This is a genomic window from uncultured Serinicoccus sp., assembly GCF_947500995.1.
Classification (GTDB): Bacteria; Actinomycetota; Actinomycetes; order Actinomycetales; family Dermatophilaceae; genus Ornithinicoccus.
In genome coordinates this window covers 285,420-304,372 of the sequence record NZ_CANMUA010000006.1, presented here as the reverse complement: position 1 = coordinate 304,372, position 18,953 = coordinate 285,420, and the positions used below count along the sequence as shown (strand labels likewise).

The window sequence follows — 18,953 nt, the reverse complement described above, 5'->3', positions numbered from 1 at the left end:
CAGTACCGAGCGATCCGGTACACCGAGCGCCTCGAGGAGCTCGGCATCGTCGCCTCGGTCGGGTCCAAGGGCGACTCCTACGACAATGCGGCCGCAGAGGCGCTCAACCGCGTCTTCAAGACCGAGCTCATCCGCCGCCGCGGCCCCTGGAAAACCCTCGAGCACGTCGAGCTCGAGACCCTGCGGTGGGTCGACTGGTACAACACGACCCGCCCGCACTCATGGTGTGACTACCTCGCACCCGCAGCGTACGAACACGCCCACTACGCTGCCCACAACCCTTCGCCGGCAACCGCCGCCGAAGCACACACGACTCTCCACTGAACCCGGGGCGGTTCAAACTCTCCCTCGTCTACCCCGAACGCATCAACGCCTACCTGTAAACCCACTGTGATCCACATCACTTACACAGACATCTTGACAGGCTCTCAGCGACCTCGACCAGCCGGTCGCCGGCGCGACCGGTGGCAGCGGCATCATCGCCGCGGTGTCGGTCGCGACCCGGTCCGCGGGCCGGCACCCCAGCACCCGCATCCACCGGTCGTTCGAGGTGGTGACGAACTCGCCCAGCTGGGCGTTGAAGTCGCCCGGTGAGGTGAACGTGCGCCCGGGCAGGAAGGACCGCTCGTAGTGGTCGTGGCACCGTTCCAGCAGACCCTTGGCTTCCGGATCACCGGGTCGGCAGATGAGCACCTTGGCGCCCAGGACGCCACGGAACGCATGACAGACGGCGGTCAGCTCCGGATCCTTCGGCCGCCACTTGCCGACCGCGGACTCCCCGTCCCACACCAGCACCCTCGGCACGGCGCCGAGCTGGGAGAGCAGGGCCCACCAGCCGGCGTACAGGTCTTCCTCGGACCGGGACGGGATCAGCACCGCACCGCGCCACCTCGAGTATCCGCAGGCCATCGTGAGCACCGGCAACCGTTTCGTGTCCCGGGACTGGCCGTGACCGACGTCCAGGCTGATCGGTGGGAACCAGAAGTCGAACTGGGCCACCTCACCGGGCAAATAGGTGGTGCGCGAGGCCGGGTCCGGCGGCAGGTACAGAGGGCGCAGAGCGGCGACCTTGACCTTGAACACCGTCATCCCGCGCGTCCACCCGACCCGCTGGGCGATGACCGTGGCCGGCATCCGCGGATGCTTGGACAACAGCCCACGGATCGCGTCCTCATACTCATCGGCCGACGACCCGGACGGTGCCCGCTCGTACCTCGGCGGCGACGCAGAGGCCAACGCCCGCCGCACCGTCACTCGCGTCACCCCCACCCGGCGCGCGATCTCCGAAACCGACAACTCCTCCGCGGCACGCAACCGACGGATCTCTGCCCAATCCTGCACACTGATCACCCTCCACAGGGTCGCGACAGACTGGAAACTTTTCAGCCGTCGATCAGTGGACAGTCTTCAACCGTCGCCGACAATCTGCGGTGCTCTGGGGGCGGGCATCGTGACGGTTGCGCAGCCGCCTTGGTTACTTGCCCTGGGGGTCGTGCTGGCCGGCAGCGCCGGTGGTCTGGTCTGGGCGCCGTACTCCGACATCGTCACCGGTTCGGTTCCTGTTCGGCAGCAGCCCAAGGCGTTGGCGGTTATCACGACCGGCACCAGCGGTGGGCTCGTCCTCCTCGGCGGACTGGCCATTCTGGCGGTGGTGGGGTCCTGGCGTCTGATCTGGGCGGCTATTGCCGCAGCCGCGGTAGCCGCCGCGCTCGTGAACCTGCGCCTAGTGCCCCGAACCGATCCCGATCCGCGCCTGATCACCCGTGACAGCGCGTCATCGCTGTTCCGCGCAGTTGGGACTGCTGCACGGATAGGTGACATCTGATCTGTGGTGCCGAGAGGTGCTGCTGGAAGGATGTGCACTGTGCCTAAGCCTTACCCCGGGAGTTCCGCGACGACGTCGTGCGTGTCGCGAGGAACCGTGAGCCGGGAGTCCATCTGAAGCAGATCGCTGCCGACTTCGGCATCAGCGAGTCGTGCCTGATGAACTGGATGAGGACCGCGGACGTCGAGGACGGTGTGAAGCCGGGTCCGAGCGCCGCGGAGAACGCCGAGAACCGGGAGCTGAAGAGGAGAGTGCGGCTGCTGGAGCAGGAGAACGAGGTCCTGCGCCGGGCCGCGGCTTACCTGTCCCAAGCCAACTTGCCGGGAAAATGATGTACCCGCTCGTCCGCGAGCTGGCCGGCGACGGGATCCCCGTCACGGTGACGTGCCGGGTGCTCAAGATCGCTCGCCAGCCCTACTACCGGTGGCTGGCGAGACCGGTCACCGACACCGAGCGCGGGCAGGCCTATCGCGCGAACGCCTTGTTCGACGCGCACCTGGATGACCCGGAGTTCGGGTACCGGTTCCTGGTGGACGAGGCTGCTGAGGCGGGCCAGCTGACGGCGACGCGGACTGCGTGGCGGATCTGCTCGGACATGGGGTGGTGGAGCGCGTTCGGCAAACCGAGGAAGGGCAAGGGCAGTAGGCCCGGCCCGCCGGTCCATGACGACCTGTGCGCCGTGGTCGACGACCATGGCCGGGTCCGGCACGAGTTCACCGCCACGGCGCCGAACGAGCTGTGGTTGACCGACATCACCGAGCACCGCACCGGCCAGGGCAAGCTGTACGTCTGCGCCATCAAGGACGTCTACTCCAACCGCATCGTGGGCTACTCCATCGACTCCAGGATGAAGTCCCGCCTGGCGGTTTCGGCGCTGAACAGCGCCGTCGCCAGGCGCGGTGACGTCGCTGGCTGCATCGTTCACAGCGACCGCGGAAGCCAAGCAGTTCCGCAGCCGGAAGTTCGTCCACGCACTCAACCGCCACGACCTGGCCGGATCCATGGGCCGCGTCGGCGCAGCCGGCGACAACGCGGCCATGGAGTCCTTCTTTGCGCTGCTGCAGAAGAACGTGTTCGACCGCAGACAGTGGGCCACCCTGGACGACCTACGCATCGCGATCGTGACCTGGATCGAACGGACCTACCACCGACGCCGTCGACAGGAGGCTCTCGGACGATTGACCCCCATCGAGTTCGAGACCATCATGACCACACCAGCCGACCAGGCTGCCTGACCGAACCTGTCACCTATCCCTGCAGCAGTCCCCTTCGTGGCCCGGGGACATACTCCGTGCTCTACTTGGCGGTCGTCGTGATCTATTTCACCTACGTTGCGGACGTCCTCGAGCGCGGCACCCTATCGCGAGCGGTCATCCCCATCCTGTACGCCGCAGTCGGCCTCTTCGGAATGGTGGGGGTCTTGACAGGCGTCTTGGTGGAGCGGGTCGGCAGCGTACGGGTCGCTGCGTTGTGTCTGACAACTGTGGGTGTAGCGCTGGCGCTGCTCGGGCTGGCCAGTGGATCTCTGGTTGCTACGGCGGCGTCGCCCTGCATCTTCGGCGCCGGTTACATGACAGGATCAGCAGTGCTCGCGGTCTGGACCGCACAGTTGATGCCCCACCGTGCGGGCGCGGCGTTCACCGCCTGCCTTATCCTAGGCGCCCTCAGCTCGGTGGCCGCACCGGCACTGGCTGGTGTCTTGATCCCTAGCGTGGGTCTGGGTGTATTGCTCGTCTTGTCCGCGGCGCTTTCCTTGATCGGTGGGGTGGCGTTCATGCTGCGCGGGTCATCTCGTGGAGCGGCGGTCGCAAGAGATAGCTCGTGACGAACACGGGACCCCCTCAGTGACAGGCTCAGCAGTTGCGCCCCCAGCGGCGCGCGGCGCGCGAGCGACATGTTGTCCGTCCGTGGTGAGCCGTTACTTGCGGTCCGGCTGACCGGCACAGTGACGACTGCATCCGGCCTGATACGTCTTGACTGACTGCTCGAACCTGTCACGGGGGTGGCTGCGGCAGGTGTGGTGCTTGGTGTCGACAGTCGCGTCGCTGTGTGTTGGTGTGGAGCATGACGGCACCTCGGCTGGGGTGTCGGACCCGATGGGAAGGAGAGTCACGTCATGGGGTTCATGGATAAGGCCAAGGACATGGCCGGCGAGCACGACGAGAAGGTCGACCAGGGGGTGGAGAAGGGCGGCGACTTCGTCGACGACAAGACCGGTGGTCAGCATTCCGAGCAGGTCGACAAGGCGCAGGAGTTCGCCAACGACCGGGCCGACCAGTTCGGCGACGTCGGGAGCAACGACGACGACAAGAAGGCCTGAGCCGGCCAAGAACGGTGAAGCCCCCGCCCGTCCTGTGCGGGTGGGGGCTTCACTCCTGGGGTCTCAGGCATCGAGGGGTGTGCTCGGCCCGGTCTTAGTCACAGGTCGAGGGCCGCGGCGGTGTCCTTCATCTCTCACCCGGGGGTAGGTGCCGGAGCTCTTGGTCGGTGTAGTTCCTGCGCAGCTCGGCGACAACGAGGAGCAAGGCGTTCCCGCTGAGCCCGGTGGTCAGGCGAACCCTTTCCCAGATGGGCTCGCGTCCTGGCGGTTCGCCGTGCACGACTGTTCCGTCCGGGAGGGTGAGAGTGTGCTTGCTGCTCATGGTGCCACCCGGGACGTGCCTAGACGGCCTGCCGATGGCCTGTTGGTCGACCGTCCCCGGGCCGGGGGGTTATGAGGTGTGGGCGGCGTCGTAGGCGTCGAGGAGGTCTTGGGCGACGCGTCCACGGTCGTTGACCTGGTACCCGTGGTCATGGGCCCAGCGCCGGACCTGGCGCAGGTGCCCGCGGGCCGCGCTCGGGCTGCCGTACCGGGGGTGTGTCTGCCGCCGGCCACCGGTCCGACGGGCGTACTTGATCCAGGTGCTCAGGTCACCTCTCAGCTGGGTGGCGTGCCGGTCGTGCAGGTCGATCGTGTAGGACACCCCGTCCAACGCAAAACTGACCGTCTGGTCGGCCTCGGTCCCGTCGACGTCGTCGATGAGCATCAGTCGCACGCTCTGGACCATCAGCGGTCTCGTCGGTCGGGGTGCTCGGCCCCGTTGACCGTGCCGGGTGCTTCGTCGGGGTCGGTGGTGTCCCCGCCGCTGCGGCGCAGGGCGCGGGCCTTGTCCTCGTCCTCCAGCTCCTTCTCCTGCGCCGCGCGGATCTTGGCGTCGTCGCGGGGAGGCAGCTGGATGTCCTCCTCGGCCTCGATGCCGGCGATGAGCTGGCGGGAGCGCTCCAGCTCGGCGTCGACCTCCGCCCCGAGCAGCAGGGCGAGGTTGGTGATCCACAGGTAGAGCAGGAAGATGATCACCCCGGCGAACGAGCCGTAGGTCGCGCCGTAGCTGGAGAAGTTGGCGATGTAGAAGCCGAACGCGACCGAGATGAGGATCCACACGAGGATCGCGATCGCGGCACCGATGCTCAGCCACCGGAACTTGGGCTGCTGGACGTTCGGCGTGCTGTAGTACAGCAGCGCCACGAGCAGCATGACCAGCAGCAGCACGACCGGCCACTTGGCGATCTGCCAGACGGTGACCACGGTCGACCCGAGGCCGATGGCCTCGCCGAGCGCCGTCGCCACCGGTCCGGACACGATGAGCATCAGGGCGATGAGCACCACCATGAGCACCATGACCAGGGTGATGAGGAGCATGACCGGGCGCAGCTTCCACACCGGCCGACCCTCCTCGATCTCGTAGACCCGGTTCATCGCGCGGCTGAACGCGGTGACGTAGCCCGACGCGGACCACAGCGCGGTGGCCAGACCGATGACCAGGGCGAGCCCGGCACCCGGGGAGGTGGCCAGCGACTCCACCACCGGCTCGAGGGTGGACGACCCGGACTCACCGAGCACGCCCTCCAGCACGGGCATCACGGTGTCGACCACCTGCTGGCTCTGCCCGACCAGTCCCAGCAGCGAGAAGATCGCGATGAGCGCCGGGAAGATGGCCAGCACGGCGTAGTACGTCAGCGCCGCAGCCAGGTCCGTGCACTCGTCGTCCAGGAACTCCCGGAACGCCTTCCCGGCGGTGTACTTCCACGCCGGGCCGGTCATCTCCGCGGGCGTGTCCGGCTTGTCCCCCCGCTCCGCGTCCGGCGCGTCCACCTGCCCGGCCCTGCGGTCCGAGTCCTTGCCGCCGGTTTCGTTGCGGTTGGCTGCGCTGGAGCTCACCGGCGCACCCGCCGGGCGACCCCGATGATCAGCACCACTGCGGCCACGGCACCGAGCGCGGGGGCCAGCACGCTGAGCACGTCCCGGTGGTCATCACTGTGCAACCTGGCCTTGACCTCGCCCACGCCAGCGTTGGCGCGGTTCTTGGTCGCCTGGACCGTGTCGGTGGCCTGCTTCTTGACCGACTCGATCTTGTGCTGGGCCTGCTTCTTCACATCCAGACGCTCGGTGAGCTCGTCCACGGTCTCACCCAGCTCCGCGCGGTGCCGGGCGATGTCGGCCTCGATCTGTGCCGGGTCGCTGCTGGTCTCGTCCCGGCTGGGGTCAGCATCCTGGCTGGCGTCACGCTGATGGTTGTCGTGTGGTGTGGTGCTCATGACTGGGCGGCCCCCTTGACCTGCTCGATGTCCTGCTTGACGTTGTCCATGGCACGTTCGGGCTTGGCCGGGGTGGCCTCCTGCACGCGCTTCTTCCCCACCAGCGAGACCACGGCCGCCGCGGCGAGCAGCACGAGGGTCACGATGCCCGCGGCGGCCCACGGGGGCAGCACCAGGGCGAGGGCCAGGATGGCCGTCGTGATCAGGGTGGCGATGCCGAAGAAGGCGAGCAGGCCACCGGCACCGAACATCCCGATGCCCACGCCGGCGTTCTTGGCCTTGGCGCTCAGCTCGGCCTGCGCCAGGCGCATCTCGTCCCGGATCAGCGTGCTCGTCTGCTCGCTCATGCGGGCGATGAGCTCGCCCGTGGACGCGTGGTCGGTGTCGGGGGTGAATCTCTCAGCCACGGGGGCCCTCCAGGTCATCACCCGCGAAGGCGCTGCCGGTGTCGTCGCCAAAAACACTGTCAGTGTCAGTGTCGGTGTCGTCGAGGGCGCTGTCGGTGTCGACGTTCCAGGGGTCGTCCATGCTGTCCTGGTTGCCGTCCTTGGCGTCCTTCAGCCGGCCCTTGGCCTGCTCGGTGACCTTCCCAGCCTGGGCCTTGGCCTTGTCCGCCTGCTCCTGCACCTTCGGGTGCCCCCACAGCTCCTGCGCCTTGGCGCTGATCTGCTCGTACCGTTCCCGGCCCGCCTTGGTGCCCAGGACGTACCCGGCCCCGAACGCGGCGGCCATCATGATCTTGCTCATCGTCTGCTCCTGACTGCAGAGGTGTGGTGGTGCCAGACCCGGGTGGGTCGCGTCGTCTTGCTCAGACACCATGGTGCTAATACGGTGTAAACGTACGACGTGTCCGAGGTCCGTGCAAGCGTGCCCGGTGGGTCCGGGCCGGTAGAGGAAAGTGGTGAGACGAGTGGGCGACAAGATGTGGAGCCTGGCGACGACGGCAGCGGCGATCGGCGGCGGGATGCTGGTCAAGAACGTCACCGAGACGACCTGGAAGTTCGTCACCGGCAGCAACTCCCCGAGCAACCCCGAGGACCCCGAGGTGAACTGGGGTGAGGCCGTCGCGTTCGCGCTGGTCTCCGGGGCGATCGTGCAGCTGGTGCGGGTGTGGATCAACCACAAGTCCACCCAGGCATACACCAAGCGCAAGGGCCGCCTGCCGGAGTCAGTCGCGAGTTGACATCATGGGCAACGACAGGCCGGAATGATCCACGTCTGGGACGGCGACCAACCAGGAGAGGCCCCGATGAGCACGGACGAGCCGCGGTCAGCACGTCGACGCCTGAGCCGCGACCGGATCGTCGATGCTGCACTGACCAGCATCGAGGAGCACGGTGTAGATCAGATGAGCATGCGCAGCCTGGGTCGCGACCTCGGGGTTGAGGCGATGGCCCTGTACCGGTACGTCTCGGGGCGGGAGGACCTGTTGGAGGCTGTCGTGGCCAACCTCCTAAACGGGTTCGTCGAGCGGGTGGAGGCCGCGGAGACCACGAGCTGGCAGGAGTACCTGCAGCACGTCGCGCACGAGATCCGTCACATCGCCCTGGCCAACCCCACGGCGTTCCCACTGGTGGTCTCGCGGCACCCGGCGGCGCCCTGGCTGCGCCCGCCGCTGCGCGACATCGAGATGGTCGAGCACGTCCTGGCCACCCTGTGCGCGCGAGGCTTCACCGACGACCAGGCCGTGGACACCTACAAGGCGTTCACCAGCTTCCTCGTCGGATCCCTGCTGCTGGAGGTCTCTATCAAGACCGAGAACATCGCCGCGGTCGAGGAGCCCATGAACGAGGGCAGCGCCGACATCCCCGAGCAAGACAGTTCCGACGACGCGGACCTCGCGCAGGCGCCGCACGTGCTGCGGATGCGCGACCGCCTCAGCCAGGACCACAGCGAGGCCGAGTTCGAGACCGGCCTCGAGAGCCTGCTCAACCGGATCGAGCACACCGTCTCCCACTAGGCCCCAGCAGAGGTCGGGCCGGGTTCTTGCCACCGTCGCTGTTTCCGGCGTAATCTGCCACCTGTTTATGGCGTAAGCAGCCTCTGCGGCGATCCGCGTCAGGCATCGGAGGTGGGTCATGGCGGTGGTATGGGACGAGGCCGTCCCCTCGGTGCGGGCGGGACGTCCGCGGGTAGCGGTCGTGACGGTGGTGCGGGGCGAGCACCAGGCGCTGTTGGCCCAGGTCGACGGCCTTTCGACGAACTCGTGGCAGCCCGACGTGCACGTCACGGTCGCGGTGGCCGACCGCGAGCTGCACCGCAACAAGCTCCCCATCCGGTCCGACCGGTGGGAGACCTTCATCGTCCCGGGCAGGGACCTGCGACGAACCCCGAGGGCCGCGTTCCGAGCGTCCGTGATCCAGGCGTGTGAGGTCGCCCTGACCTCTGGCGCCGAGGTGCTCGTCTTCATTGACGTCCGACACCTCCCAGGCCGGCGACTGCTGCAGACCTACGCCGAACACGCCACCAACAGCACCCAGACCTGCCCGGTCCTGTGGCATGCCGCTGACGCCGTGCAGCTCGACGTCCCACTGGGCACCGTGTATCCCGTCTCCGGTGGGCTACGCTCCCTCATCGCACCAGGGCCGGTGTTCGCCCAGCCGGGCCCGACAACGGGGCCCCCGGCGGCCTGGGCCGAGTCGTTCGCCGTCCGGGCCGGCGACTGGGCGACCCTACGAAAGGCCTGGGCCGCCCTCAGACTGCCGGCCGATGAACACCCCACCGTGACCCCAAGCTCGAGGGAGCCGCACCCCGTGCCCTCTTTGGTCGACGCAGTTATGTCTGTGGGCGGTTCGTTCTTCCAGGTCCCCGAGGACGCGGTGCTGTACCGGCAGCACCCCCGGTTCGCGGACACCCGGTACTTACCAGGGGCGCTACGCCTCCCCGAGGGCGGTACGCCTGGACGCTGCGGACAGATGGCGTCGGCAAGCTCCTAGCCCCGTGGACGCCCCGGGCGCCCCTACCCCGAGGCGAAAGTCCGTGGCAGAGGGGTGCCTTCCGGGGTTGCGGGTCACTACCCGCAGGCATAGTTTTACGGTGTAAGCGGGCGGTGCATCATGGCGCCGTCCACCGAAGGAAGGTGCCCGCATGATGAATGAGGAACAGATCCAGTCCCTGCACAACGACGGCGTCGTCGTCGACCAGGACGGGGACAAGATCGGCAAGGTCGGCCAGGTGTACCTGGACGACTCCACCGGTGAACCGGCGTGGGTGACGGTCAAGACCGGGCTGTTCGGGACCTCGGAGTCGTTCGTGCCCCTGCAGGGCGCGACCGTGCAGGGCCAGGAGGTCCGGGTGCCGTACACCAAGGACCAGGTCAAGGACGCTCCCCGGGTGGAGGAGGACGGTCACATCTCGGTGGAGGAGGAGCGCGAGCTGTTCCGTTACTACGGTGGCCGGGACGGCCAGCAGAACGCGAACAACGGTGCACCGGCCACCCGCGAGCAGGAAGGCACCCGCACCGGCACCGGCACCACCGACCGTGCCGACACTGGCACCGGCATGCAGCGCACGGAGGGTCACACCGGTGACCACGACTCGGACGCGAGTATGGTCCGCTCCGAGGAGCAGTTGCACGTCGGTACCGAGAAGGTGGCCACCGGCACGGCCCGCCTGCGCAAGTACGTCGTCACCGAGCACGTCACCAAGACCGTCCCCGTCCAGCGTGAGGAGGTCCGCATCGAACGCGAGCCCCTCGACGAGCAGGACCGAGACCGCCTGACCGGGTCCGACCTGGGCGAGGACGAGCAGGAAGTCACCCTTACCGAGGACCAGGTCGTCGTCGACAAGGAGACCGTGCCCGTCGAGAAGGTGCGTCTCGACACCGACACCGTCACCGAGGAGCAGCAGGTCACCGACGAGGTCCGCAAGGAGCAGATCGACACCGACCTGCCCGACGAGCACCGCAACCGCTGACCCCACCTCCACCACGCCTCGACCCCGCCCACTAACGGTGGGGTCGAGGCGTTCTCTATACCGACTCCCGAGCCGCATGGGACTGCTGCATGCATAGGTGACAGGCTGGGTCAGGCAGCCTGGTCGGCTGGTGTGGTCACGATGGTTTCGAACTCGATGGGGGTCAATCGCCCGCCACCGTCCTGACGACGGCGTCGGCGGTAGGCCCGGTCGATCCAGGTCACCATCGTGATGCGTCGTTCGTCCTGGGTGGCCCACGGTCGACGGTCGACTGCGTTCTTCTGCGGCAGCATGAGAAGTCCATGACATAGGTCGCCGGCTGTGCCGACGCGGCCTAGGCTTGCGGGATACGCCAGGGGTACCGGACGGGCCTGATAGCTCTCCCCTGTGGGCCTCAGCTGCGGGGTGTGCGAGAGTCGCCTTCCTCGAGCGGCCCACGTAGCGGCCAAGACGAGTCATGAGGCGTCAGCCATGATGCACGTATGATGCACGAAATGACGCGAACGCCTCCTTTTCGGCTGTTTGTGCAGGTCAGGCCGCTGAAGCTGGGAGTCTTGTAAACAGGTGGTTGAGGGTTCAAGTCCCTTCGCCAGCTCTGAAATCGTCTGTGCCGCAAGCGAGTCGGGCTGAGCGACAGCAAGCGTGCTCATCTGCGTGGAACAGGTGCCAGGTCGACAGCCCGGGTGTCGCCGGTCCGTGCAGCTGTCCCTCCCGTTTGCCGTTGGGTAGGCTGCAGACCATGCCTGAGGTGATCCGGTTCCCAAGCCGTCAAGCAGGGCTGGTCGAGCCGCTGTGGCGTGAGGCGGTGGGTAACGCTGTCCGGCAGGAGCGTCTGGACCGGGGCGAGCGGATCAGTGATGTCGCTGGGCGCGCGGGCATCGCGCCGCAATACCTTTCGGAGATCGAGCGTGGCCGCAAGGACCCTTCCTCCGAGGTGCTGAGCGCGGTCGCCGGCGCTTTGGGGCTCGGTGCTGGTGAGGTCACGCGGCGGGCTGCCGCGCAGATGGATCGCGGCCCGGTCTGCCTGGCGGCCTGACGATCAATCGCTTGTGGTGGCGCGGCTGGTGTAGATGAGGTCGACGACGCCGTAGTTCACGGCCCCCTCGGCGGTGAGGATCAAGTCCCGCTCGGTGTCCTCTCGGATCTGCTGGCGTGGTTTGCCGGTGTGCGTGGCCAGGACCTCCTCGAGCATGGTGCGGACTCGTTCGACCTCTTCGGCCTCGAGGATCAGGTCGGGGATCGCGCCTCGTCCCTCGGCGGCAGGTGCATGGATGACGACCCTGCCGTGCGGCAGGATGGCCCGGCACCCGGGTGCGCCACCGGCGAGCAGCACGGCTGCGGTGGAGGCAGCTTGTCCGACGCAGGTGGTGTGAACCTCCGCCCGGACGAACTGCATGGCGTCGTAGATCGCCAGCATCGCGGGGATCGTGCCGCCTGGGGAGTTGATGTAGAGCTGGACCGGCTGGTCTGGGTTGTCGGACTCCAGGTGGATGAGCTGGGCGATGATCGCGTTGGCGACGCCGTCGTCGATCGGGGTGCCGAGGTAGACGATGCGGTCGGCGAGCAGGCGGGAGTAGATGTCGACCGTGCGCTCTCCCTGGTGGGTGCGGGTCGTGACGTAGGGGATCGAGTAGCTGCTCATGGACGCCCCCCGAGGCCGACAGGCCGGTGTGCGACCGGCATCACCTGGTCGATGTCGTTGATGAGGTGGTCCACGAACCCGTAGTCGATGGCCTCCTGCGCGTTGAACCATCGGTCCCGACGCGAGTCGCGTTCCACGGTGGCCACGTCCTTGCCGGTGTCCTCGGCGATCAGGCTCAGGACGGTGTCACGGGTATGCCGCAGGTCGTCGGCCTGGATGGCGATGTCCATCGCCCTGCCACCGATGCCGGCCGACCCCTGGTGCAGCAGCACCTTGGAGCGCGGCATCGCGAACCGCTTTCCCCGGGTGCCCGAGGACAGCAGGAACTGACCGGCGCTGTAGGCCATGCCGACGTTGATCGTGACCACGTCGTTCCCGATCGCTCGCATGCAGTCGCGGATGGCAAGCATGCCCGGGACGGAGCCGCCGGGGGAGTTGATGAGCAGCCTGATATCCGCCACTGGGTCCTCGACGGCTAGCAGGAGAAGGCCGTTGCACAGCCGGTTGGAGTTCCAGTCCTCCAGCGGCTCGCCCAGGAGCAGCGTGCGACGCTCGAACAGACGTCGGTACATCTCCTCGTCCAGTGATCGTCCCGGGGGTGCTGATTCGGTGTTCATGTGACCACTGTCAGTGAATGCCTCCGTCGGGACGACGCTGCGCTGCTCACAGCGGCGCTGCTGTGAGCAGCGTCGGCGAGCGTGGCTACGCAGAAGTTCTCAGGGGCTCGAGCGCGGAGAGAATGAGGTCGAGGCCGAATATGAACTCCTCTGCCGGGTCGTAACCGGCGGCGGCAAGCGTCACGGCGGACTCGTGGAGGTACGGAAACTGGTCAGGAGGGAGCTGGGGCAGGTAGACGTCCTCGACCATGTCCGCGAGCTCGCCGGCGGTGTCGAACGGGAGGGTCGTTTCCTGCAAGGCGTGCCCGTAGACGTAGCTGTCGAGCAACCAGTTGGCGTGCGTCGCCATCGGGACCGTGAAACCGGACCTGCGCAGGCAGGCGGTGACTGCCTCGCGGTGACGGAGGTTCGCGGGCCCCGGCGTCGTCCGCGACTCCATCAATCCGGTCGCCCACGGGTGGCGGGCGAGAACCTGCCGGGCCGACACTGCCCGCCGTCGCATCGCCGTCTGCCAGTCACTCTCCCGGGGAGGAAGTTCGATCTCCTCGAACACGACATCGATCATGGCGTCCAGCAGCTCTTCCTTGCTCGCCACGTAGTGGTAGATCGACATCGCACCCACGTCGAGCACGCCTGCCAGCCGGCGCATGCTCAGCCCGTGGACCCCGTCGCGATCGGCGAGCCGGACGGCCTCGACCACGACCCGATGCCTGTTCAGACCCGTCTCCGATGCGGGCTGACGTTCGTTCCCCAGAGGCACGGGTGACCTCCCTTCCTCAACCCTCTTGACAATCGTACAGCGTACGTCGATAGTACGTCGTACGACTGTTCCGTACACCGTACGACGCAGTCGGTTGTTGAACCTATGACGTGAGGAGACTTCGGTGAAAGCCGCGCAGCCATCGGATGGTCCGGCGCGCCAGGCGGCGGGGGACAGTCCGGCATCGATGCGGGCCGTCGTCCAGCAGCGCTACGGCCCGCCGTCGGTGCTGCGGACGACCGAGGTCGACCTGCCGCTGCCCGGTCCGGGCGATGTGCTCGTCGAGGTGGGCGCGGCCTCGGTGCATGTCGGCGACTACTTCGTCATGACCGGGAAGCCGTACGTGCTGCGCCTGGTGTTCGGGCTCCGCCGGCCGCGTCTTGGGATACCGGGCCGGGACTTCGCAGGCGTCGTGGCGGCGGTCGGGAAGCACGTCACCGCTGTGCGTCCCGGAGAGGAGGTGTTCGGCTGGAGCACGGCGGGAACGCTCGCGGAGTACGCCTGCGTCCCGGCAGACCACGTCGCGCCCGTGCCTGCCGGAACCTCGGTCTTGGAGGCGGCGGCGGTTCCCACCTCGGCCTTGACAGCGTTGCAGGCCATGCGCGATGTCGCGAAGGTTGGACCTGGCCAGACCGTGCTGATCACGGGAGCGTCGGGCGGGGTGGGCTCCTTCGCCGTCCAGATCGCCAAGGCGTTCGGCGCCGAGGTGACCGGTGTATGCAGTAGCCGCAACGTCGACCTGGTCCGCTCGCTGGGTGCCGACCATGTTGTGGACTACACCAGGACCGACTTCACCCGCGCCGAGAGTCGCTTCGACGTCATCCTCGACAACGTAGAGGCCCAGCCCCTGGCAGCTGTCCGCAGAGTGCTGACGCCTTCCGGCACCCTCATTCCCAACAGCGGACGCGGTGGGCGCTGGCTCGGGCCCCTCGGTCGGATCGTCAGAGCGCGCGTGCTGTCCGGGTTCAACCGTCAGCATCTGAAGCCTTTCGCGTCGGTCGAGAAGCCTAGGGACCTGCTCACCCTGGCCGACCTCCTCACGGCTGGGCAGGTCACACCCGTCATCGATTGCATCTATCCCCTCCACGAGGCAGCCGACGCCCTCCGCTACGTCGGGGCCGGCCACACCCGGGGGAAGGTCGTGGTCACCATCTGAGGACCTCGACGACGAGAACGACCCCCGTGCCCTTTCCACCCTCGGACCTGACGTCACTGCGGCTGAAGGACCGCTCTTCCTGGGAGAAGAACCGATGACCAACCGAACGAACACCGTGGACCATCTCGACACCCCGGTGGTCCCCGTGCAGGCCAAACTGGCCGCAGCCTGGACCAGCTTCATGTTCCTCTACGTCTACGTGGACATCCTGGCCCTCTACAAGCCCGGCGTCGTCGACGGCATCCTCGCCGGGGTCGTCTGGGAGCTCGACATCACCCCCACCTGGGCCATCTCGGCCTTGACCCTCCTGGCCATGCCCATCCTCATGGTCGTGCTCTCGATGACCCTGCCCGCCCGGGCCAACCGCGTCACGAACCTGGTCGTGGCCTCGCTACAGGTCCCCTTCGCGGCGTTCAACGCGGTGGGGGAGGTGGGCGAGCCCTGGATGTACTTCTACGTCCTGGGCGTCGCACTGGAGGTCATCGTTCTCGCCTTCATGCTTCGCTGCGCCTGGACCTGGCCACGCCGGACAGCGTCACCCTCGACCTCCGTCCCCGAAGGGCGCCCCGCGCCTCAGCAGCTATGACTACTACCCGCCTCGCTGTCCGGCCGCTGAAGAGAAGCAGATCATGACATCCCTCACTCCACCCGCGCCCGCCCACGGCAGCGCGGAGCGTGACATCGCATGCGAGAACCCGATCCCGCAACTCACCCTCCCCGGGGTGATAGGGGTCTGGGCGGCAGCCGCCATCCCCATGGCCGGGTTGGCGTGGGTGCTCGCACCCCTGCTCGCATCCGGATTGGACTCACCTCTCGCCCTCGCGCAGTCCCTCATCGTGCTGCTCACTGCGGGTATGGTCTGGCAGTTCGTGCTGGTCCTGCTTCTCGTCCACAAGGAGCAGCGGACGTTGAGGTGGTCCGTCGTCCGGGAGGTGCTCTGGCTGCGTGCTCCCCGTGACCCGCGCACGGGTCGACGCGGGGGACGAACGTGGCTCGTCGTCCCGATTTGCGTCGTCGCGTTCGCTCTCGTGGAGTTTCTTCCATTCGATCTCGCCCCCGTCCCGGGACGTGACTTCGGTGACTTTCTCGGGTCCCCCGACGGGCAGGCGACGGTCTCCGGCTCTTGGCTCTGGCTGGGGGTTCTGCTGGCCTTCTTCGTCTTCAACACAGTCCTGGGTGAGGAGCTGCTCTTCCGGGGGTACCTCTTGCCCCGGATGAGGGGCGTCTTCGGGTCGAGGGACTGGATCGCCAACGGTGTCCTCTTCGCCGTCTATCACCTGCACGTCCCCTGGGTGATCCCGCTCGCCCTCATGGACACCTTCCTCGTGTCACTGCCGTCTCGCCGGTACCGAAGCGCCCTCGTCGGCATCATCACCCACAGCGGGCAGAGCCTGTTCCTCTTCGCTCTCGTCCTCATGCTCTTCCTGACTCCCTAGTCCTCCCGAGTCCCCGTCCGGTGTTCGGCTCCCGCACCGCTCCTGAGTGGACCGGCAGTGAGTGGCCCTCCCGAGGCATCGGAGATTCGCTCGCATTACCTTCCCAGCCTTCGCTGCACCGAGGAGATGCACCATGCAGACACACGGCAACCAGCCCTCCACCACCCACAGCGAGCCCGACCGACCGGCCGCCCCCTATCCGTCCTGGGGTGAGATCGCCGGCTACTTCGTCCTGGCCAGCGGGCTGTGCTGGCTCGTGATCGCCCCGGCCATGCTGGGGTTCATCGACGCTGACGTGGCCCCGGCACTGGTCCCGGTTGCCCAGCTCACCCCTCTACTCGCCGCGCTCGTGTTCGTCCGGGTGCTGCGCCCCGGACGGGCCCGCGACCTGCTGGCGCTTCGGTGGAACCGTTCCGGCCGCTGGGCGGCCACGGGCGTGGGCATCCTGATGGTGATCGGGGCAGTCCAGCTGGTCTCGGGGCTGCTCCTCGGGTGGCGTCCACGGCCGGCTGCCGAGATCCTGACTGCCGCGTCCGTCGTTCTACCCCTCCTGGTGCTGCAGGCAGCGTTCGCCGTCGGCGAGGAGACCGGTTGGCGCGGATGGCTACTCAGCCGGACCCGGCACCTCGGGTTCCCGGCGGCTGCGGCCATCTCGGCCGTGGCCTGGACGCTCTGGCACCTTCCGGCGCTCACGTTCCTGCCCGACCCAGTGTCGGCCGAGTCTGCTGCCTATCTGCTGGGGATCGCCTCATGGGCGCCTCTCCTCGTGGCCCTGAGACTCGTCTCTGGATCGGTGTGGCCCCCCGTGCTCGTCCACGGGGCAATCAACAGCGTGCGCGTCTTCCTTCTGCAGTCGGTCGCCGACTCAGGCGGTGTGGACTGGCGCATCGAGGCGCTGGGCTGGATGCTGTGGCTCCTCGCGGCGGTACTGCTCGCCAGGCATGGGCATGTGGGCTCGGCTCATCACAAGGCTTCCGAGACCGGTCGAGTCCTGTGACGGTGGCGAACGCCCTGGCGGGGTCCTTGGCCTCGTCCGGGCCGCCGGTGGTCTGGGCCTGCTCGGCTCGGGCATGGCGTGCGATCTGGCCGACACCTCTCGCTGCACCACAGGACGGAGTCGACGGTGCGCTGCTCCACGCACAGGTGCGCTGGGGCGATGTGGTGCTGATGGTGGCCGGCGCCGATGACGACTACGGTTCTCCGGGGCCAGCGACGCAGGCGGCACGGAGGTAGTCGCTCTCGAGGAGACAGAGTGGGGAACGCGACACGCACGGGTGCTGGACCCGGAGGGTCGTGAGTGGAGTGCGGGGACCTACCGTCCCGGGGCTCGTCAGAGCAGGGGCCTCGCCTCTTGGGCGTCGGGTGCCTCGATACTGCGGAGGGCGGTTGCGGGTCTGATGTGATGGCCGCTCCAGCGCGCCTTCGAGCGCCGACCTGACAGAAATGCATAGGCGCGGTCATCTTTGCCGCATTCTTTACCATACTCGAACAATTCCCGGCTTGCGGGCCCCTCAGGCGCGTGCCAGTGTCATTCTGTGCCTTCCCGCAATGGGAAGGAGAGCGTCCCGGACGGGCGCAACATCATCTTCCTCAGGAGTTTCGTATGCGCGCACGCCACTCGATCACCTTGACGCTCGCCTCGGTCTCTCTCCTCGCCGGTAGCGCGCTGACCAGCGTGGCTGCGCCCTCGGTGAGCGACAAGGAATCGCCCGACGACACTCCTGCATGGTCCACCTCCCTGGATAAAGCACAACCTGGTGACAAAGCATTCATGGCAGCGACACCAGAATGCAGCAATCGTCCTCGCGACCTGCCCATCAACGAGTTCACCGACCATGACGAGCTCGGTGCGGAACTGGACCGTATCGAGAGGGTCAGTGAGGGGGCCGTCGATGTGGAGCAGGTCGGCCGCAGCAACCGCGGGCGCGAGATCTGGTCAGCACGCGTCGGGACCGGTGACAAGGTCGTCCTGCTCACCAGCGAGATCCACGGCAACGAGAAGACCGGCACCGACGCCATACTCGACCTGCTGGAATGGGTCGGCACCAAGGACACCCGCAAGGCTCGCCAATGGCGTGAAGAGCTGACGATCGTGGCCATCCCCAAGATGAACCCGGACGGTGCCGAGCTCAACCGGCGAGGCAACGACCTCACGTGGCAAGAAGTCACGGCGCGACACCCCCAGCTGCGTCAGAGCGCGCCGGCGTGGAACTACTACAGCACGGGGAGCTACGAGGAGCTCCCTGGCTTCGACACGAACCGGGACTACAACCCGGACCTGAGCTACGTGCCGCAGCCCGAGGACTTCCCGGGGAGCTCAGCCGAAGCCGGCTGGTACATCACGCCGGAGGCCTTGACGGTGCGCGACGTCTACCGGGGGCTGGAAGCCGAGTTCGGTGAGGTCAACACCTATGTCGACCTGCACCACCAGGGCGCCTGCTACGTGATGCCGGAGGACCCGGAGGAGTTCGTCACCATGTCCATCTCCGGCAAGTTCATCGACGAGCCGGACCCGGAGTATGCGGACGACTACGACGTGGACTACGCGAAGCAGCTGAACGTGGCCGTGTACAACCAGCTCCAGGCGGCAGCGAACCGCAGGCCCCTCTTCGGGAACATCACGTTGTACCCCCAGGACGTGGACCTCCCCGGGACGGGCCTGGGCAGCTTCGCCCTCAACGGCAGCGGGTCCGTGCTGTTCGAGGTGCGGGGGCAGACGCAGACCCTGGGCCAGAAGTACCGCGCCGTGCTCACCCGGACGGTCTACATCGGCCTGGACGGGATGCTGTCTGCCGTCGCCAGCGGCCGTGTCGACGACCTCGACCCGGCGGACTACGACGCCATCCCGCCGCGGGGGCCCAACATCGGCACCAACTCCGCGGAGGACTTCATGCTGCTCGGGCCGGACAACATCCTGGAGGACTGAGCCAGCCAGTCCGAGGCCAGCGAGCGAGGGCCCGTCGTCACTGCGCGGCGGGTCCTCACTCGCGTGACTACTAGCCCGCGTGGCTGCGGATCCTGCCGATG

At 67.4% G+C, this 18,953-nt stretch carries 23 protein-coding genes and 2 pseudogenes; 15 read left to right on the top strand and 10 right to left on the bottom strand.

Annotated elements, in window-relative coordinates; translation table 11 throughout:
- Positions 1-324 (top strand): integrase core domain-containing protein (locus Q0967_RS11485; protein WP_299450207.1); only part of this gene is annotated, 324 nt, incomplete at its 5' end.
- 90 nt (positions 325-414) lie between these two features.
- Here the strand turns inward: Q0967_RS11485 and istA are convergent.
- Positions 415-1,350, bottom strand: a pseudogene (gene istA / locus Q0967_RS11480) (IS21 family transposase); the annotation flags it as partial.
- A gap of 46 nt (positions 1,351-1,396) precedes the next feature.
- On the opposite strand from istA, the gene Q0967_RS11475 reads away from it, so the two are divergent.
- From Q0967_RS11475 to Q0967_RS11460, 4 genes and pseudogenes are all read left to right on the top strand, one after another.
- Complete coding sequence (locus tag Q0967_RS11475) at positions 1,397-1,825, top strand: MFS transporter (RefSeq protein WP_299450205.1); 429 nt, start codon at positions 1,397-1,399, stop codon at positions 1,823-1,825.
- A gap of 59 nt (positions 1,826-1,884) precedes the next feature.
- A pseudogene (locus Q0967_RS11470) lies at positions 1,885-3,060 on the top strand (IS3 family transposase); the annotation flags it as partial.
- Between the two features lie 56 nt (positions 3,061-3,116).
- A complete protein-coding gene (locus Q0967_RS11465) occupies positions 3,117-3,650 on the top strand; it encodes a hypothetical protein (protein ID WP_299450203.1) in 534 nt (177 codons plus the stop codon).
- Between the two features lie 291 nt (positions 3,651-3,941).
- The gene (locus tag Q0967_RS11460) at positions 3,942-4,145 is read left to right on the top strand and encodes an antitoxin (protein ID WP_298753136.1); all 204 of its coding nucleotides are present in this window, start codon (positions 3,942-3,944) and stop codon (positions 4,143-4,145) included.
- Positions 4,146-4,536: 391 nt separating this feature from the next.
- Here Q0967_RS11460 and Q0967_RS11455 read toward each other — a convergent pair whose 3' ends face one another.
- From Q0967_RS11455 to Q0967_RS11435, 5 genes are read right to left on the bottom strand one after another with little or no spacing between them, the layout of a single operon-like run.
- Positions 4,537-4,872 carry an Lsr2 family protein gene (locus Q0967_RS11455; RefSeq protein ID WP_299450201.1) on the bottom strand — a complete coding sequence of 112 codons (336 nt, stop codon included), beginning with the start codon at positions 4,870-4,872 and terminating at the stop codon, positions 4,537-4,539.
- Complete coding sequence (locus tag Q0967_RS11450; RefSeq protein ID WP_299450199.1) at positions 4,872-6,023, bottom strand: YihY/virulence factor BrkB family protein; 1,152 nt, start codon at positions 6,021-6,023, stop codon at positions 4,872-4,874. The genes Q0967_RS11455 and Q0967_RS11450 overlap by 1 nt, the downstream gene beginning before the upstream one ends.
- Positions 6,020-6,400, bottom strand: coding sequence for a DUF3618 domain-containing protein (locus Q0967_RS11445; protein WP_298753130.1), 381 nt, complete (start codon positions 6,398-6,400; stop codon positions 6,020-6,022). The genes Q0967_RS11450 and Q0967_RS11445 overlap by 4 nt, the downstream gene beginning before the upstream one ends.
- Positions 6,397-6,807, bottom strand: a complete 411-nt coding sequence (locus tag Q0967_RS11440) for a phage holin family protein (protein WP_298753127.1) — start codon at positions 6,805-6,807, stop codon at positions 6,397-6,399. Before Q0967_RS11440 ends, Q0967_RS11445 begins: the two co-directional genes overlap by 4 nt.
- Positions 6,800-7,147: a hypothetical protein gene (locus Q0967_RS11435; protein WP_298753125.1), complete on the bottom strand. Its 348-nt coding sequence runs from the start codon at positions 7,145-7,147 to the stop codon at positions 6,800-6,802. Before Q0967_RS11435 ends, Q0967_RS11440 begins: the two co-directional genes overlap by 8 nt.
- A gap of 154 nt (positions 7,148-7,301) precedes the next feature.
- Here Q0967_RS11435 and Q0967_RS11430 point away from each other — a divergent pair, with 154 nt between their 5' ends.
- From Q0967_RS11430 to Q0967_RS11415, 4 genes are all read left to right on the top strand, one after another.
- Positions 7,302-7,583 (top strand): DUF4235 domain-containing protein, encoded by a 282-nt coding sequence (locus Q0967_RS11430; protein ID WP_298753123.1) that lies wholly within the window; start codon positions 7,302-7,304, stop codon positions 7,581-7,583.
- Between the two features lie 66 nt (positions 7,584-7,649).
- Positions 7,650-8,360, top strand: coding sequence for a TetR/AcrR family transcriptional regulator (locus Q0967_RS11425; protein ID WP_298753120.1), 711 nt, complete (start codon positions 7,650-7,652; stop codon positions 8,358-8,360).
- A 181-nt stretch (positions 8,361-8,541) separates the two neighbouring features.
- The gene (locus tag Q0967_RS11420; protein ID WP_299450197.1) at positions 8,542-9,336 is read left to right on the top strand and encodes a hypothetical protein; all 795 of its coding nucleotides are present in this window, start codon (positions 8,542-8,544) and stop codon (positions 9,334-9,336) included.
- Between the two features lie 151 nt (positions 9,337-9,487).
- Positions 9,488-10,315, top strand: coding sequence for a PRC and DUF2382 domain-containing protein (locus tag Q0967_RS11415; RefSeq protein WP_299450195.1), 828 nt, complete (start codon positions 9,488-9,490; stop codon positions 10,313-10,315).
- Positions 10,316-10,425: 110 nt separating this feature from the next.
- Here Q0967_RS11415 and Q0967_RS11410 read toward each other — a convergent pair whose 3' ends face one another.
- Positions 10,426-10,608, bottom strand: coding sequence for a hypothetical protein (locus Q0967_RS11410; protein ID WP_299450192.1), 183 nt, complete (start codon positions 10,606-10,608; stop codon positions 10,426-10,428).
- A 446-nt stretch (positions 10,609-11,054) separates the two neighbouring features.
- On the opposite strand from Q0967_RS11410, the gene Q0967_RS11405 reads away from it, so the two are divergent.
- Positions 11,055-11,351 carry a helix-turn-helix domain-containing protein gene (locus tag Q0967_RS11405; protein WP_298751292.1) on the top strand — a complete coding sequence of 99 codons (297 nt, stop codon included), beginning with the start codon at positions 11,055-11,057 and terminating at the stop codon, positions 11,349-11,351.
- Between the two features lie 3 nt (positions 11,352-11,354).
- On the opposite strand, the gene Q0967_RS11400 is transcribed toward Q0967_RS11405, so the two are convergent.
- The 3 genes from Q0967_RS11400 to Q0967_RS11390 form a co-directional block, all read right to left on the bottom strand.
- Positions 11,355-11,957, bottom strand: a complete 603-nt coding sequence (locus Q0967_RS11400) for a ClpP family protease (protein ID WP_299450189.1) — start codon at positions 11,955-11,957, stop codon at positions 11,355-11,357.
- Positions 11,954-12,574, bottom strand: a complete 621-nt coding sequence (locus Q0967_RS11395) for a ClpP family protease (RefSeq protein ID WP_299450186.1) — start codon at positions 12,572-12,574, stop codon at positions 11,954-11,956. The genes Q0967_RS11400 and Q0967_RS11395 overlap by 4 nt, the downstream gene beginning before the upstream one ends.
- Before the next feature lie 85 nt (positions 12,575-12,659).
- The gene (locus Q0967_RS11390; protein ID WP_299450183.1) at positions 12,660-13,274 is read right to left on the bottom strand and encodes a TetR/AcrR family transcriptional regulator; all 615 of its coding nucleotides are present in this window, start codon (positions 13,272-13,274) and stop codon (positions 12,660-12,662) included.
- A gap of 184 nt (positions 13,275-13,458) precedes the next feature.
- Between Q0967_RS11390 and Q0967_RS11385 the strand changes: the two genes are divergently transcribed.
- The 5 genes from Q0967_RS11385 to Q0967_RS11365 all read left to right on the top strand — a co-directional run bounded on the left by Q0967_RS11385 (position 13,459) and on the right by Q0967_RS11365 (position 18,852).
- The gene (locus Q0967_RS11385) at positions 13,459-14,490 is read left to right on the top strand and encodes an NAD(P)-dependent alcohol dehydrogenase (RefSeq protein ID WP_299450180.1); all 1,032 of its coding nucleotides are present in this window, start codon (positions 13,459-13,461) and stop codon (positions 14,488-14,490) included.
- Positions 14,491-14,584: 94 nt separating this feature from the next.
- Entirely contained in the window at positions 14,585-15,076 is a 492-nt protein-coding gene (locus Q0967_RS11380; protein WP_299450177.1) for a DUF6326 family protein, read from the top strand.
- 136 nt (positions 15,077-15,212) lie between these two features.
- Complete coding sequence (locus Q0967_RS11375) at positions 15,213-15,926, top strand: CPBP family intramembrane glutamic endopeptidase (RefSeq protein ID WP_298751304.1); 714 nt, start codon at positions 15,213-15,215, stop codon at positions 15,924-15,926.
- Between the two features lie 133 nt (positions 15,927-16,059).
- Positions 16,060-16,923 carry a type II CAAX endopeptidase family protein gene (locus tag Q0967_RS11370; RefSeq protein ID WP_298751305.1) on the top strand — a complete coding sequence of 288 codons (864 nt, stop codon included), beginning with the start codon at positions 16,060-16,062 and terminating at the stop codon, positions 16,921-16,923.
- A gap of 774 nt (positions 16,924-17,697) precedes the next feature.
- Positions 17,698-18,852, top strand: a complete 1,155-nt coding sequence (locus tag Q0967_RS11365; RefSeq protein ID WP_299450174.1) for a M14 family zinc carboxypeptidase — start codon at positions 17,698-17,700, stop codon at positions 18,850-18,852.
- Positions 18,853-18,953: the final 101 nt, after the last annotated feature.

Coding starts and splice junctions, on each gene's coding strand:
- Q0967_RS11455 (WP_299450201.1), bottom strand. CDS start 4,872: ATGGTCCAGAGCGTGCGACTGATGCTCATCGACGACGTCGACGGGACC.
- Q0967_RS11445 (WP_298753130.1), bottom strand. CDS start 6,400: ATGAGCACCACACCACACGACAACCATCAGCGTGACGCCAGCCAGGAT.
- Q0967_RS11395 (WP_299450186.1), bottom strand. CDS start 12,574: ATGAACACCGAATCAGCACCCCCGGGACGATCACTGGACGAGGAGATG.
- Q0967_RS11415 (WP_299450195.1), top strand. CDS start 9,488: ATGATGAATGAGGAACAGATCCAGTCCCTGCACAACGACGGCGTCGTC.
- Q0967_RS11400 (WP_299450189.1), bottom strand. CDS start 11,957: ATGAGCAGCTACTCGATCCCCTACGTCACGACCCGCACCCACCAGGGA.
- Q0967_RS11370 (WP_298751305.1), top strand. CDS start 16,060: ATGCAGACACACGGCAACCAGCCCTCCACCACCCACAGCGAGCCCGAC.
- Q0967_RS11380 (WP_299450177.1), top strand. CDS start 14,585: ATGACCAACCGAACGAACACCGTGGACCATCTCGACACCCCGGTGGTC.
- Q0967_RS11425 (WP_298753120.1), top strand. CDS start 7,650: ATGAGCACGGACGAGCCGCGGTCAGCACGTCGACGCCTGAGCCGCGAC.
- Q0967_RS11460 (WP_298753136.1), top strand. CDS start 3,942: ATGGGGTTCATGGATAAGGCCAAGGACATGGCCGGCGAGCACGACGAG.
- Q0967_RS11365 (WP_299450174.1), top strand. CDS start 17,698: ATGGCAGCGACACCAGAATGCAGCAATCGTCCTCGCGACCTGCCCATC.
- Q0967_RS11405 (WP_298751292.1), top strand. CDS start 11,055: ATGCCTGAGGTGATCCGGTTCCCAAGCCGTCAAGCAGGGCTGGTCGAG.
- Q0967_RS11435 (WP_298753125.1), bottom strand. CDS start 7,147: ATGAGCAAGATCATGATGGCCGCCGCGTTCGGGGCCGGGTACGTCCTG.
- Q0967_RS11410 (WP_299450192.1), bottom strand. CDS start 10,608: ATGCTGCCGCAGAAGAACGCAGTCGACCGTCGACCGTGGGCCACCCAG.